The 13957-nt window shown below is 75.9% G+C and carries 11 protein-coding genes; 2 read left to right on the top strand and 9 right to left on the bottom strand.

Features of this window, described 5'->3' with window-relative positions; translation table 11 throughout:
- Positions 1–11: 11 nt before the first annotated feature.
- On the bottom strand, positions 12–251 hold the full coding sequence (locus OO47_RS18945; RefSeq protein WP_030205083.1) for a hypothetical protein: 240 nt from the start codon (positions 249–251) through the stop codon (positions 12–14).
- 55 nt (positions 252–306) lie between these two features.
- Between OO47_RS18945 and OO47_RS18950 the strand changes: the two genes are divergently transcribed.
- Positions 307–1332 (top strand): AraC family transcriptional regulator, encoded by a 1026-nt coding sequence (locus OO47_RS18950; RefSeq protein WP_234323227.1) that lies wholly within the window; start codon positions 307–309, stop codon positions 1330–1332.
- Positions 1333–1659: 327 nt separating this feature from the next.
- Here OO47_RS18950 and OO47_RS18955 read toward each other — a convergent pair whose 3' ends face one another.
- From OO47_RS18955 to OO47_RS18975, 5 genes are all read right to left on the bottom strand, one after another.
- Positions 1660–2415: an SDR family oxidoreductase gene (locus OO47_RS18955; RefSeq protein ID WP_030205075.1), complete on the bottom strand. Its 756-nt coding sequence runs from the start codon at positions 2413–2415 to the stop codon at positions 1660–1662.
- 171 nt (positions 2416–2586) lie between these two features.
- Positions 2587–5403 (bottom strand): SpoIIE family protein phosphatase/ATP-binding protein, encoded by a 2817-nt coding sequence (locus OO47_RS18960; protein WP_030205072.1) that lies wholly within the window; start codon positions 5401–5403, stop codon positions 2587–2589.
- On the bottom strand, positions 5400–7466 hold the full coding sequence (locus OO47_RS18965; protein ID WP_030205070.1) for a SpoIIE family protein phosphatase: 2067 nt from the start codon (positions 7464–7466) through the stop codon (positions 5400–5402). Before OO47_RS18965 ends, OO47_RS18960 begins: the two co-directional genes overlap by 4 nt.
- Before the next feature lie 138 nt (positions 7467–7604).
- Positions 7605–7991 (bottom strand): hypothetical protein, encoded by a 387-nt coding sequence (locus OO47_RS18970; RefSeq protein ID WP_051715170.1) that lies wholly within the window; start codon positions 7989–7991, stop codon positions 7605–7607.
- A 187-nt stretch (positions 7992–8178) separates the two neighbouring features.
- A complete protein-coding gene (locus tag OO47_RS18975; protein WP_030205066.1) occupies positions 8179–9636 on the bottom strand; it encodes a peptidoglycan D,D-transpeptidase FtsI family protein in 1458 nt (485 codons plus the stop codon).
- A 381-nt stretch (positions 9637–10017) separates the two neighbouring features.
- Between OO47_RS18975 and OO47_RS18980 the strand changes: the two genes are divergently transcribed.
- The gene (locus tag OO47_RS18980; protein WP_324606520.1) at positions 10018–10896 is read left to right on the top strand and encodes a hypothetical protein; all 879 of its coding nucleotides are present in this window, start codon (positions 10018–10020) and stop codon (positions 10894–10896) included.
- 15 nt (positions 10897–10911) lie between these two features.
- On the opposite strand, the gene OO47_RS18985 is transcribed toward OO47_RS18980, so the two are convergent.
- The 3 genes from OO47_RS18985 to OO47_RS18995 all read right to left on the bottom strand — a co-directional run bounded on the left by OO47_RS18985 (position 10912) and on the right by OO47_RS18995 (position 13924).
- A complete protein-coding gene (locus tag OO47_RS18985; protein WP_051715166.1) occupies positions 10912–11613 on the bottom strand; it encodes a response regulator in 702 nt (233 codons plus the stop codon).
- A gap of 74 nt (positions 11614–11687) precedes the next feature.
- Positions 11688–12926 (bottom strand): sensor histidine kinase, encoded by a 1239-nt coding sequence (locus OO47_RS18990; RefSeq protein WP_030205056.1) that lies wholly within the window; start codon positions 12924–12926, stop codon positions 11688–11690.
- Entirely contained in the window at positions 12923–13924 is a 1002-nt protein-coding gene (locus tag OO47_RS18995; RefSeq protein ID WP_106969417.1) for a hypothetical protein, read from the bottom strand. The genes OO47_RS18990 and OO47_RS18995 overlap by 4 nt, the downstream gene beginning before the upstream one ends.
- Positions 13925–13957: the final 33 nt, after the last annotated feature.

Raw genomic sequence — 13957 nt, forward strand, 5'->3', positions numbered from 1 at the left:
TTGCCGTTCCCTTACCTTCGCCCGGTTCGGCCACCCTGGTTACGAGGGTGGTTCCTGGCCTGCCGTTCGTTGCCGAAGCGGTACGCGCCCGTCCAGCGGGCCATGACCAGCTGGGCGTCGCCCGACTCCACCTCCGCCAGGAACTTCCCGGCGCGCCCGCCGCGCAGCACGCCCGCGGCGCGGCCCTGGTGGGTGAGGACGACGGAGCCGTCGCCCCGCTGCTCGTACGTGAATCCATGGGGTCGTGGCATGACGGGCATCCTGCCGTTCCCGGTCAGATCCGTCATATGAATATTCTTTCGACCCATGGGTGCGGTGGGGGCCGGGGGGACGGTGGCGGGCGCGGTGGGACGGGCGAGGCCGGCGGGCGGGGGCTCGTTCCGGACGGGGGACGTGGACGAGGCGCGCGAAGAGCTGGACGCGCGGTACTACACGAGCCGCATGGAGCTGGTCGAACACCGGTCGCGGACCTTCGCGGCCCGGTTCGACACCGTCGTCTTCGGGCCGCTGGTCATCGGCGACCTCAGCTGCGGGGCCGACGTCCGGATGAGCTTCGGGGAGCTGGGCGCCTACCACCTGAACGCCCCGCTGAGCGGCACGATGGAGCTGCGGCAGGGCGGCGGCCCGCCGCTCGTCGCGACGCCCGCCGAGGGGCTGCTGCTCGACCCGGCGGGGGACACCTTCCTGGACCGCTGGAGCGGCGACTGCCGGACCCTGGCGGTGAAGATCGGGGCGGCCGCGCTGCGCGAGCGGCTCGAACAGCTGACGGGCCGGCCGCCGCGCGGCCCGCTCGCCTTCGCGCCCCGCCTGGACATCACGCGCGGCCCCGGCCTGAGCTGGGTGCGCCTCGCCCGCCGGGTCGCGCACGAGGCGCTGGCGGGGGAGGGCCTCGTCCGGCACGAACTGGTGGCCGGGCCCCTCCAGGAGGCCCTGCTCAACGGGCTGCTCCTGGCCGCCGAGCACCCCTGGCGCGAGGCGCTCGACCATCCGGGGGAGGCCAGGCGCCCGGCCCCGGTCAAACGGGTGATGGACGCGGTGCGGGAGCGCCCCGAGCACCCGTTCACCACGACCGAGCTCGCCGCCCTGGCCCGGGTGAGCGTGCGCCGCCTCCAGGAGTCCTTCCGGGAGTACGTGGGGGTGTCCCCGATGGCGTACGTACGGGAGGTCCGCCTCGATCGGGTCCGCGAGGAGCTGCGGGCGGCCGCGCCGGACGAGGTGAGCGTGAGCGAGGTCGCCTGGCGCTGGGGCTTCGGCCACCAGGGCCGCTTCGCGGCGCGCTACCGCGAGAAGTACGGCGAGTCGCCGTCCCGGACGCTGCGGACGGGGGGCTGACGGCGGACGGGCGCTCGGAGGGGCGCACCCTCCGGCCGGGCCGTGCTTCCGTTGCCCCGGTCCGTCGCGCATTCCGGACAGGCTCCGCGTTCCGCGGCTCGCGACGATCTTCGGCCGGGCCTACGGTGAGCGGGTCCGTTCCGCCCACGCGGACGGTCACCCGGACCCGGCCGGCTCCCCCGTATCAGTCCGGCCGGGTCCTGTGTGCCCCCGCGCGGTGTCGCGGTGTCTGCGCGTCGTGATTCCGCGCCGCGACTCCGCGTCGTGATTCCGTGCCGTGGTTCCGCGTCGTGATTCCGTGCCGTGATTCCGTGCCGCGACTCCGGCTCAGACCAGGCCGCCGTTGGCCGTCAGCGACTGCCCGTTGACCCACTGGCCCTCGGGCGAGCAGAGGAAGCCCACCAGGTGCGCCGCGTCCCGCGGGGTGCCGAGGCGGCCGAGCGGGGTCCGCCGGACGATCTCCTCCCGCAGCCCCTCCGTCATCCAGCCGGTGTCCACCGGGCCCGGGTTGACGACGTTCGCGGTGACCCCGAGGTGCGCGAACTCGTGGGCGGCCGCCAGGGTGATGCGGTCCAGGGCGCCCTTGCTCGCCCCGTACGGAAGGCTCCCCACGGTGTGGTCGCTGGTGAGGGCGACGACGCGGCCGGCCCCGTGGGCTCCGGTGAAGCGCCGCCCGTACTCCCGTACCAGCAGCCAGGACGCGCGCGCGTTGACCGCGAAGTGGCGGTCGAAACTCTCGACCGTGGTGTCGAGGAGACCGGAGTCGACCGACTCGCAGTGGCACAGGACGAGGGCCGTGACCGGACGGCCGAAGCGCCGCTCGGCCGCGTCGAAGACGAGCGCGGGGGCCCCGGGGTCGGCGAGGTCCGCCTCGACCGCCTCGGCGGTCGCGCCCCGGCCGGCGAGGTCGTGGAGGATCGCCTCGGTCGCGCCCCGCTCGACGCCCCACTCCATGCGCAGGTCGTAGGGGGTCCAGTGGGTGAGGACGAGGTCCCAGCCCGAGTCCGCGAGGCGCCGGGCGACTGCCGCGCCGATGCCGACGGTACGGCCGACCCCGGTCACGAGGGCGAGAGGACGGGTCATGCGACGGCTCTCCGTTCGGTCGGTGCGGGACGGACGCGGAGCGGGTCCTTCACCGGGCCGCCCGCGTGCGCGGCCTCCGCGGCCGGGGCCGCGCCGGAGAACCGCCCGACGGCCGGTCGAAGGAGTGCGCGGAAGCGCTCCCCCGCCGAAGGGCCCGGCCCCGCCCCGGCCTCACCAGGCCAGGTCCTCCAGCGCGTCCAGGTCCGGCATCGCCGCCTCCGCCGGTTCCGGGCCATCCGCGCCCGCTCGCAGTTCGGCCCAGATCGTCTTGCCGCGCCGACCGTACCGCGTGCCCCAGCGCTCCGCGTACTGCGCGACCAGGTAGAGCCCGCGTCCGCCCTCGTCCGTCGCCGCCGCGTGCCGCAGGTGGGGCGAGGTGCTGCTGCCGTCCGAGACCTCGCAGATCAGCGTCCGGTCGTGGAGCAGCCGCACGCGCACCGGGTCCGCCCCGTACCGCACCGCGTTCGTGATCAGCTCGCTGAGGATCAGCTCCGCCGAGAACGCGAGCCCGTCGAGTCCCCACTCCGACAGCTTCGCCGCCGCCGCGTTCCGCACCGGCGACACCGCCGACGGGTCCCGCGCCACCTCCCACTCGGCGATCCGCTCCCGGTCGAGCAGCCGGGTCCGCGCCACGAGCAGCGCGATGTCGTCGCGCGGGGAGGGCGGGAGGAGCGTCGTGAAGACGTCCGCGCAGGTCTGCTCCGGGCTGCGGTCCGGGCGGGTGAGCGTGGACCGCAGCAGCCCGAGCCCCGCGTCGAAGTCCCGCCCGTGGTCCTCCAGGAGGCCGTCGGTGAAGAGCACCAGCTTGCTGCCCTCCGGCAGCCGCAGCTCCGTCGACGCGAACGCCGCCTCGCCCAGGCCGAGCCCGAGCGGCAGCCCCGGCGACAGCTCGGGGAACTCCACCCGCCCGTCGGGGGAGACGAGCGCGGGCCCGGGATGGCCCGCGCTCGCCACCGTGCAGAGCCCGGACGCCGGATCGTAGATCGCGTACAGGCAGGTCGCCCCGGTGATCCCCTCGTCGCGCCGCCGCCCCTCCCCGTCCGTGCCCTCCGACTCCCGGGGGTCGATCCGGCCCGTCAGCTCGTCGAGGTGGCCCAGGAGCTCGTCCGGCGGCACGTCCAGGGTCGAGAAGTTGTGCACCGCCGTCCGCAGCCGCCCCATCGCCGCCGCCGCGTGCAGCCCGTGCCCCACCACGTCCCCCACCACCAGCGCCACCCGCGCCCCCGGCAGCGGGATCACGTCGAACCAGTCGCCGCCCACCCCGGCCTGCGCCGGGAGGTAGCGGTACGCGACCTCCACCGCGCTCTGCTCCGGCAGCACCCGGGGCAGCAGGCTCCGCTGGAGCGACACCGCCATCGCGTGCTCCCGGGTGAACCGGCGCGCGTTGTCGATCGCGACCGCCGCCCGCGCCGCCAGCTCCTCCGCGAACGACAGGTCCTCCTCCCCGAACGGCTCCGGGGTGTCCGCCCGCCAGAAGTTCGCCATCCCGAGGACCACCCCGCGGGCCAGCAGCGGCACCGTGAGCAGCGAGTGCATCCCGTACGCGAGGGCCTGCGCCGCCCCCTCGGGGTCCTGCGCCCGCCACCCCTCCGCCGCCGCCAGCTCCGGCTGCACCACCGCGTGCCCCGTGGCCAGGGCCATGGCCATCGGGGTGCTGGGGACGTCGAAGCGGACGGTGTCCCCGACCGGCTGGAGCGGCCGGTCCGGCCGCAGCCCGCTCAGCGCCGTCCGCCGCATCTCCGCCGGCGCGGCCGCCGTCTCCACGATCTCGGACGGCTCCTCGCCGCGCAGCACCGGCTCCAGGAGCTCCACCGTGGCGAAGTCCGCGAACCGCGGCACCGCCACCTCCGCCAGCTCCTCCGCCGTCCGCACGACCTCCAGGGTCGTCCCGATCCGCACCCCCGCCTCGTACAGCAGCTGGAGCCGGCCCCGGGCCAGCGCCGCCCGGCCGGACAGCGCGGCCAGCTCGGTGGTGTCCCGCATCGTCATCACGCAGCCGGACTCGGAGCCGTGCGGCAGCGTGGGCCGCACGCTCACCGCGAGCAGCCGGTCGCCCGCCCGGTGCACCTCGTCGGTCGCCGCCTCCCCCGACTCCAGGAGCTCGACCGTACGCGGGTCCAGACCCAGCTCCGAGACGTGCCGCCGCTCGGCCTCCGGCCCCAGGCCGAGCAGCCGCCGCGCCTCGTCGTTGGCGAGCAGCAGCCGGTGGTCGGAGTCGATGATCAGGACGCCCTCCCGGACGGCGTGCAGCACCGCCTCGTGGTGCTCCTTCATCCGGGTCATCTCGGCAGGCCCCAGGCCGTGCGTCTGCCGCCGCAGCCGCCGGCTCACCAGGGCCGCCCCGCCCACGGCCACCAGGAGCGCGCCGCCCGCCGCCCCGGCCAGCAGCGGCAGCCGGTCCCGGACGGCGTCCGCGATGTTCTCCACCTCGATGCCGCTGGTCACCAGGCCGACGATCTTGCCCCGGTCGTTCACCACGGGGACCACGGCCCGTACCGCGTCGTTCGGCGCGCCCTGGAAGATCTCCGTGTACGACTCGCCGTCCACCGTCGCCCGCGAGAGGTCGCCGACCGCCCGGCGGCCGATCAGGTCCAGCTGCGAGTCGGTGTACCGCATTCCGTCCGGCCCCAGGATCGCGATGAAGTCGAGCCGCGTGGCCCGCCGGATCGCCTCCGCCTCGTCCTGGAGCAGCGCCGTCGGATCGGGCGAGGCCAGCGCCGCGTCGATGCCCGGGGCGTTCGCCAGAGCCTCCGCGACCGCGAGCGAGCGGGCCCGGGCGTCCCGCTCGGTGTCCCGCCGCTCCTGGTAGAACGTGACGAACGCCGCCGCCACGATCACCAGGAGCGCGATCAGCGCCTCCAGGGCGAAGACCTGCCCGGCGACGCTCCGCAGTCCGGTCTCGCGCTTCCGGCCCTTCTCCCGCCGGGCCCGCTTCCGCTCCCGGCCGGTGCCGGGGCCCGGCCCGTCCCGCCGCCTCCGCGCGGTCATCCCGTGCTCCGGGCGATCAGGAGCGCCACGTCGTCCGGCGCGCCCGGCCGGCGCAGCGCCTTCAGCAGCAGGTCGCAGGTCTCCTCCAGGGGGCCGCGCGCCTCGTCGAGCAGGCCCACGAGCAGCGCGAGCCGCTCGTCGATCGCCTCGTCGCGGGTCTCGATCAGGCCGTCCGTGTAGAGCACCAGGCGGTCCCCGGGCCGGAACGGCACCCGGGCCGTCCGGAAGGTGCCGCCGCCCACCCCCAGCGGCACCCCGGTCGAGAGCCGCACCAGCTCGGCCGGGCCGTCCACCGGGACCCGCACGGGCGGCAGGTGCCCGGCGTTCGCGATCCGGCAGCGCTCCCTGGCCGGGTCGTGCACGGCGAAGAGGCAGGTCGCGATGTAGTGCTCCAGGCCCTCCGTGATCCGGTCCAGGTGCCGCAGAACCTGGACCGGGGACAGGTCGAGGTCCGCGAACGCGCAGGTCGCCGTCCGCAGCCGGCCCATCGTCGCCGCCGCGTCGATCCCGCTGCCCATCACGTCCCCGACGACCAGCGCCGTCTTGTCGTCGGGCAGCGGGATCACGTCGTACCAGTCCCCGCCGACCTCGCTCGACGCCTGCGCCGGCTGGTAGCGGGCCGCGACCTCCAGGCCCGCCCGCGCCGGCGGCGCCCCCGGCAGCAGGCTGCGCTGGAGCGTCACCGCCGAGTTCCGCACGCTCTGGTACCAGCGCGCGTTGTCGATGCTCACCGCCGCCCGGGCCGCCAGCTCCGTCGCCAGCAGCACGTCGTCCCCGTCGAACGGCAGCGCGTTGCGGTCCCGCTTGAGGTCGAGCGCGCCGAGCACCTCGCCGCGCGCGATCAGCGGCACCGCCAGATACGAGTGGACCCCTGCCCTGGCCAGCATCTCCGCCGCCTCCGGGCTCCGCGCGATCCGGGGCAGGTCCCCGGGCCCGACCCGCTCCACCAGGACCGGCAGACCCGTGTGCACGCACCGGGTGACCAGCCGGTCCGCCCCGTACATCGCGACCGACCCCGGCGGGTCGGCGGCCGGCAGCGCCTCCGTCCTCCCCGCCGCCTTCACCGCGAGCGCCCGGAACAGCGCGGGCCCCTCGTCCGGCGCGCCCGGTCTGCGCAGCGACAGGACGGAGTCCAGGACGTCGACGGCCGCGACGTCCGCGAGCGCCGGCACCACGACCGAGGCCAGCTCGTCGGCGGTCCGCTCCACCTCCAGGGTGGTGCCGACCCGGGCCGAGGCGTCCGCGATGAGCGCGAGCCGCCGCCGGGACCGGTCCGCCTCCGCGTCCGCCCGGTGCCGCTCGGTCACGTCGATCACCGACGCCGCCACGCCCAGGATCCGGCCCTCGCCGCCTTCGAGGCGGTAGCACGACACCGACCAGACGTGGTCGCGGCCCGGGTCCGCCGGGGTGTGGCCCACCGTGGAGTGGTCGAGCAGCGGCTCGCCCGTCGCCAGGACCGTCCGCAGCACCTCCTCCATCCCCGGCGCGTCGATCCCCGGCAGCATGTCGGAGATCCGCCGCCCGGCGTGCAGCGCGGCCGGGATGCCGTTGATCCGCTCCAGGGCCGGGTTCACCAGGACGAACCGCAGCGCGGTGTCGAAGACGGCGAGGCCGATCGGGGACTGGGAGACGAGCCGGTCGGAGAGGGCGAGCTCGGCCTCGACCCGCTCGACGACGGAGTGGTCGGCGGCGATCCCCAGGGCGTAGAGCCCGCCCAGGTCGTCGGTGAGCCGCATGTTGCGGAACTCGACCTGCCGGGTGGAGCCGTCCTTGTGCCGTACGGGAAAGGTGCCCGCCCAGGTCGTGCCGGCGGCCAGCACCTCGCCGAAGAGGCGCACCGCCTCCTCCCGGTGGTCGTCGCCGACGATCAGCCGGGCCACGTACTGGCCCAGGGCCTCCTCGGCGCGGAAGCCGAAGAGGGCCTCCGCCTGCGGGCTCCACAGCACGATCCGGCCGCGCGCGTCCACCACGACGGCCGCGACCCCGAGCACGTCGAGCAGCCCCTTGCCGTCCAGGGGCATCCCGACCCGCCCCGCCGTCCCAGGGAAGGAACCGGCCGTCACCCTGTCTCCTCCCGCCGCGCCCGCGCTTTTCCTCCATGCTCCCCGCCCGGAGGCCGCGCCGCACCTAGGGCCTGTCCGCCCCCGATCCGCCCGACAGGCCCCAGGGCGTGTGTCCGGCGGGTCGGGGTCGGGCAGACCCTAGGGGGCGTCCGTGCCCCTCCCCTTCTCGTACCGCAGCGCGAGCCCCGTCGCGAGCGCGCCGGCGCCCTCCCACAGGCCCACGCCCAGGAAGCCTGCCGGGGCGCGGCCGGTGACGACGGCGAGGGTGAAGACCGCGCAGGTGAGGAGGCGGAAGGGGACCGTCCAGCGGAAGAACGCCTTCCAGTCGGCGAGCGAGGCCAGGACGTAGTAGACGCCCATGTTGAGCGCGGCCATCGAGGAGGCCGTCAGGAAGACCAGGGTGTGGTCGCCGTCCGCGCGCCCGCCGTCGGGCACCGGCTCGAAGCCCATGACCGTGAGCAGGGCGTCCGGGACGACCAGGCCCACCGCGCCGAGCGCGGCGGCGAGCACGCCGAAGACCGCCATGGTCCAGCCGGACAGGGAACGGGGCAGGCGCACGGCGGTCCTCCACGGGACAGACAGGGGTACGGATCGAATGCGTGCTCGGATGTGAGCGCGCCCCTGCATACCGCGTGACGGGGCCCGACGGCCAATCGGGCCCCGCCCACCGTCACTTCGGCGTCACTTCGGCTCCACCGCCGTCATGCCGCCGTCACTTCAGCGCCGCCGCCATCATCTTCTGCGCCACCGGGGCCGCCAGGCCGTTGCCGCTGACCTCGGAGCGGGCCGCGCCCGAGTCCTCGATCATCACCGCGACGGCGACCTGCTTCCCGGTCGAGGGGTCCTTCGCGTACGAGGTGAACCAGGCGTACGGCGTCTTGCTGTTGTTCTCGCCGTGCTGCGCGGTGCCCGTCTTGCCGCCGACCTCCGCCCCGGCGACCGCCGCGTTCGTGCCGGTCCCCTCCTCCACCACGGTCACCATCGCGCTGCGCAGCTGCCCGGCCGTCGCGGAGGAGACGATCCGCCGGGTGTCCCCGTCCTCGTACGAGGCGAGCGCGTCGCCGTCGGAGTCGACGACCTCCGACACCATGTGCGGGGCCGCGAGGAGCCCGTCGTTGGCGATGGCCGCCGACACCATGGCCATCTGGAGCGGGGTGGCCGTCACGTCGAACTGGCCGATGCCGCTGAGCGCCGTCTGCGCCGGGTCCATCGCCGACGGGTACACGCTCGCGTACGCCCGGACCGGGACGTCGAGCTCGGCGTCGTTGAAGCCGAACCTCTCCGCCATCGCCCGCACCTTGTCCTGCCCCAGGTCGGCGGCCATCTTGCCGAAGACGTTGTTGCAGGAGTACCGCAGCGCGGTGCGGATCGTCGCGTTCTCGCAGGGCGCGGACGCGTTCTCGTTCCGCAGCACGGTCCGGGTGTGCGGCAGCGTGTACGGGTCGGGGCTCTCCGTCGCCGTGTCCACCGAGCGGTAGAGGCCGTCCTCCAGGGCCGCCGCCGCGACGACCAGCTTGAAGGTGGAGCCGGGCGGCAGCGGCTGCCGCAGCGCCCGGTTGACCAGCGGCTTGTCCTCGTCGCCGGTCAGCTCCTGCCAGGCTGCCCCGTCGTTCGTCCCGGAGATCCGCGAGGGGTCGTAGGACGGCGTGGAGGCCAGGGCGAGGATCCGGCCGCTCACCGGATCGACGGCGACGGCCGCGCCCTTCTTGTTCCCGAGCGCCCGGTAGGCGGCCTTCTGCACGGCGGGGTCGATCGTGGTGAGCACCGTGCCCGGCTCCCGCTGCTTGCGGGTCACCGCGTCCAGCGGGTTCTTCAGCCGGTCGTCGGTGCCGTCGAGGACGTCGGCGTAGATGCCCTCCAGCTGGGTGGCGCCGTACGCCTGCGAGCTGTAGCCGGTGACGGCCGCGTACAGTTCGCCGTCCGTGTAGGTGCGCCGGTACGCCAGGTCCGTCCCCTCCGTCCCCTCCGTTCTCTTCGAGCCGGTGACCGGGGAGCCGGCCACGACGATGTTCCCGAGCGGCTGCGCGTACTGCGCGATCGTCTTCCGCCGGTTCTTCTGGTCGTCCGCGAGCGCCTCGGCCCGGTACGCCTGCACCCACGTGGCCCGGCCCAGGAGGGCGAGCACGAGGAGCAGCACGAAGACCGAGGTGTGCCTGATCGTCTTGTTCATCGCACTGGTCGGGACGAACGGACCGGCGGCGGACGTTCCGGGTGCGGCCCGTTTCTCAGCGAACCTTCATGTCCGAATCCGTTCGGTCGGCTGTGCGATCATGCGGAGACCCCGGGGAGGGGCCGGAAACGCGTGGGGAACGGGGAGGGGTCGGGAGTGAGCGGGGACCGGGACGGTTCGTCGGTGCCGGACGAGGTGTGGGAGGAGTTCCTGCGGACCTCGGCCGACGGCGCGGGGGACGCGCCGAGGGAACCGTCCGCGCGGGCCCGCGAGACGGCGGCCCGGCTGCGGTCGGGGCCGGCGGAGCCCGCGCCGTGGCGCGCGCCCACGTCCGCGTCCGTACGGCCCCGGTCCCGGCCCCGGTCCCGGAAGGGATGGTACGTGGCGGGCTTCGCGGCCGCCCTCGCGCTGCTGTTCGTGGCGGTCGACCCGGGCGGCCTCGTCGGCTGGTCCGGCGACGGGGACCGGGCCGGCGCGCCCCTCGCGCAGGAGACGGAGCGGCCGACGGAGGCCCCGCCCGCCGAGGCGGACGGGCGGCCCACGCTCGCCGACCCCTTCCGGGGCTCCCCGGCCGCGCGCTGGGCGAGCGGCACGGCCGGCATCACCGTGCCCCCCGTCCGGGCCACCGGCTGGATGACGGAGCCGGAGGTGGCGCGGGCCCTCACGCGCACGCGTGACTTCCTCGCCGCGTCCGGCCTGGACCCGGCGGTGCTGCGGGGCGCCCGCCCGGAGAAGGCGATCGCCCTGATGAACCCGCACCAGAAGGACGTCAGGACCTTCGTGTCGACCGCGCTGGGCAAGCCGGGCAAGGACCACGACCCGCTGCTGCTCTTCAGCCGCTTCGACCCGGCGCAGGCCCGCCTCGTCGGGAACGAGGTCAGGACCCGCGGCCGGCTCTCCTACCGGGAGGGCCGGGACGGGGCCCTGGAGGTCACCGCCGACGTCACCTACGTGTACCCGCTCGCCCCGGCCGGCGGCGGCGACGAGGTCGTGCGCGTGATCGCGCGCCGGGAGACCGTGGTCAGCTGGGACGACCCGTCGAAGGTGACCACCGAGAAGGGAACCTTCACCCTCCTGTCGTACAAGCTCGACATGACCAACGGTGGCTGCGACGAGCCCACCGGTTATTTCCGGCCGCAGTTCGGCGGGGGAGGGGCGGACACCGACCCGAACGGCCGCCGGACCGATCCCTACGACCGCACGGCACCGCTGGGCGAGGGCGGGGGCGGGGACGGCTGCGGGACGGCCACCCGGTCGTAACGGACCCCCGGGGGCTCACCCCGCCCCCACGAACCCCGACTCGTACGCCAGGACCACCGCCCGGGTGCGGTCGCGGGCGCCCAGTTTCGCCAGGACCGCCGCCACGTGCGTCTTGACCGTGGCCCGGCCGACGCCCGTGCGGGCGGCGATCTCCGCGTTCGTCAGGCCCGTCGCCACCAGGCGCAGCACCTCCGCCTCCCGGTCGGTGAGCCGGGCGGCCCAGGGCGGGGCCGCCGGCCTGCGGCGGGCGTGTTCGGCGGCCAGGGCGCGCACCGCCGCCGGGTAGAGCAGCGAGTCGCTCCGCGCGACCAGCCGGACCGCGCCCACCAACTCCTCCGCCGCCGCCCGCTTCAGGAGGAAGCCGGCCGCGCCCGCGCGCAGCGCGTCGTACACGGAGGAGTCGTTCTCGAAGGTGGTCACCACCACGATCCGGGGCGGCTCCGCCATCCCGGCGAGGATCTGCTCGGTGGCCCGGATGCCGTCGACCTCCGGCATCCGCACGTCCATCAGGACCACGTCCGGGCGCGCCGCCCGCACCACCGACACGGCCTCGGCACCGGTGGCCGCCTCCCCGACGACCTTCAGGTCCGGTTCCGCGTCCAGGATGACCCGCAGGGCCGTCCGCACCATGCGCTCGTCGTCCGCGAGGACGACCCGCACGGCCCGCCCGGCCTCCGCCGCCCGCCCGGCCTCCGTCCCGCCCACGTCCACGTTCATGTCCACGCCCACGCCCACGTCCGTCCGCCCCGCCTCCACCGTGCCCGTCCGGTCGCCCCGGCGTCCGTCGGCGCTCACCGGGGGATCCTGACCGCGAGGCGCCACACGCCGTCCGCCGGGCCCGCGTCGGCGGTGCCGCCGAGCAGCCGGGCCCGTTCCGCGATGCCGGGCAGTCCGTGCCCGCCGTGCGGACGGGCGACCGGGGGCCGCTCGGGCAGGGGGTTCTCCACGACGATCTCCACTTCCCCGGTACGGACGCCGAGCCGCACGGCGACGGGCGCGCCGCGCGCGTGCCGGGCCGCGTTCGTCAGCCCCTCCTGGACGATCCGGTACGCCTCCCGCGACACCGCCTCCGGTACGGGTTCCGGGTCCCCGTCCACGGTCAGCGCCACCCGCGCCCCCGCCCCGCGCACCAGCGCCTCCAGGGCGTCGAGCCCCGGGCCCACGCCCTCCGCGACCTCCTCGCCGCGCCGCAGCAGGCCGAGGGCCCGGTCCAGTTCCCCGACCGTGCGCCGGGTGGTCTCCTCGATCGCGGTCAGCGCCTCCCGTACGAACTCCGGGTCGGGGTCCTCGGCGCGCAGCACCCGGCGGGCCGCGCCCGCCTGAAGGGTGACCGCGCTCAGCGCGTGGCCGACGGAGTCGTGCAGCTCCCGGGCCAGCCGGTTGCGGGACTCCGCCTCCGCCGCGCGCCGCTCGGCCGCCGCCAGCCGGTCCGCCGGGTCCGGCCCGAGGAGCCGGGGCGCCTGCCGGGCGAGCAGGGCCCCGGTCGCGGCGGCGGTGCCCGTCAGGGCGAGCAGCATGAGCACGGCCGCCGGGACCGCCGCCCAGAGCCACGGGAACCCGTCGAGCCCCCAGTACCCGCTGAGTTCGGACTCCCGGAACGACGGCGAGAACGGCAGCGCCGCCACCGCCGCCGCGAACGGCGGCAGGGCCAGGCTCGCACCGCTGACCAGGGCCCCGGTGCCCAGGTGCAGGATGAACCAGCCCGCCGTCCGCGCCCTGGCCTCCCACCCGCGCGCCGGACCGTCGGCGAACCGCTCGGCGGGCACCCCGCACAGCGTCCTGGCCGCCGCCACCGACATCGGCCGGGCCGGCGGGAAGAGCGCGGTGACGGCCGCGAGGGGCAGCCCCACCGCGTACGCTCCGAGCTGCACCCGGAGGTCGCCGCCGATCACCCCGCCCCCGTCCGCGAAGAGTCCCACGACCACGGTGCCGACCAGCCAGTACGGCATGAACAGCGCGCCGCCCAGGATCAGGTGCACCCAGCGCAGCCTGGCCCGCTGCCCCAGGAGGGCCCCCGTCCACCGCTTCACGTCCCTGCGCTCCGGCGCCGCAGGACGGCGGCCGCGCACGCGGCCAGGAGGAAACCGGTGATCATGTCGCCAGCGTAGGCCAGCCGGGTGAGGGCGGTGACCCGCTCGGCGGGATCCACCACGGGGAGCAGCACCACCAGCGACATGTAGGCGCCCCAGCAGCCGACGGCGGCCGGCGCGATCCAGGCGGTGGCGAGCACGGGACGGAGCCGGAACCGGGCGGGCCGACCCAGGACCAGGACGAGGACGGCGGCCGCGGCGACGACGGCGAAGCCGAACCGCTGGGCCTCCAGGACGTGGAAGTCGGCGTCCCGCTCGGCGGCCTGGCGGGCGGTCAGGCCCGTCGTGGCGCCCGCCGCCCACATCAGGTGGAGGGCGGCCGGCACGAGCGCGAGCACCGCGCCGGACACGGCGACGGCCCGCGTCCGCGGACCGGCGGACAGCGCCCCCAGGCGCCCCCGCCACGGACGGCCCCAGCGGTCCCGGGCGTACAGGAGCGACAGGGCGCCGAGGGCCAGGCCCTGGAGGATGAACCCGCCGTACACGACGGCGAACACCCAGGGCTCCAGGAAGGGTGCGGCGGGCGCGGCGGCCTTCTCGCCGCCGGTGGCGAGGGCGGTCAGGAGCTGCGCCGGATATCCCGTCATGATCGGGACGAGCAGCCCGGTCGCCGCCCACAGCGGCGGGACGAGGAGCCAGGCGGGGACCCGGCGTCCCCAGTCCTGCGTGAGGAGCAGGGCGAGGACGACGACGACCAGGTCCGCGGCCACCGTGAGCGCGTTGGCGACCGCCATCGTTCCGCGGTGCTCCAGGAGCACGCTGCCGGCCGGGATGCCGAGCGAGCCGCCCGCCAGCCAGACGCACTTGAGCACGGCGTACGGGAGGCAGGCGACGACCGCGAGCCCGCGCAGCCACCGGCGGACGGCACTCGGCGGGTGGGCTGCGGGAGGTGTCGGGGAAGGGGCGGGGGAGGAGGCGCGGCGTACCGTCGGTGTCATGCGCCCACGCTCCCGCGCGGACCCCGGGCGCCG

It is taken from the genome of Streptomyces bikiniensis (assembly GCF_000716625.1).
Taxonomy (GTDB): domain Bacteria; phylum Actinomycetota; class Actinomycetes; order Streptomycetales; family Streptomycetaceae; genus Streptomyces; species Streptomyces bikiniensis.

What these genes read in the sequence shown, in the direction of transcription:
- OO47_RS18945 (WP_030205083.1), bottom strand. Translation starts at nt 251, where the DNA reads ATGCCACGACCCCATGGATTCACGTACGAGCAGCGGGGCGACGGCTCC.
- OO47_RS18950 (WP_234323227.1), top strand. Translation starts at nt 307, where the DNA reads ATGGGTGCGGTGGGGGCCGGGGGGACGGTGGCGGGCGCGGTGGGACGG.
- OO47_RS18955 (WP_030205075.1), bottom strand. Translation starts at nt 2,415, where the DNA reads ATGACCCGTCCTCTCGCCCTCGTGACCGGGGTCGGCCGTACCGTCGGC.
- OO47_RS18960 (WP_030205072.1), bottom strand. Translation starts at nt 5,403, where the DNA reads ATGACCGCGCGGAGGCGGCGGGACGGGCCGGGCCCCGGCACCGGCCGG.
- OO47_RS18970 (WP_051715170.1), bottom strand. Translation starts at nt 7,991, where the DNA reads ATGGCGGTCTTCGGCGTGCTCGCCGCCGCGCTCGGCGCGGTGGGCCTG.
- OO47_RS18975 (WP_030205066.1), bottom strand. Translation starts at nt 9,636, where the DNA reads ATGAACAAGACGATCAGGCACACCTCGGTCTTCGTGCTGCTCCTCGTG.
- OO47_RS18985 (WP_051715166.1), bottom strand. Translation starts at nt 11,613, where the DNA reads ATGAACGTGGACGTGGGCGGGACGGAGGCCGGGCGGGCGGCGGAGGCC.
- OO47_RS18995 (WP_106969417.1), bottom strand. Translation starts at nt 13,924, where the DNA reads ATGACACCGACGGTACGCCGCGCCTCCTCCCCCGCCCCTTCCCCGACA.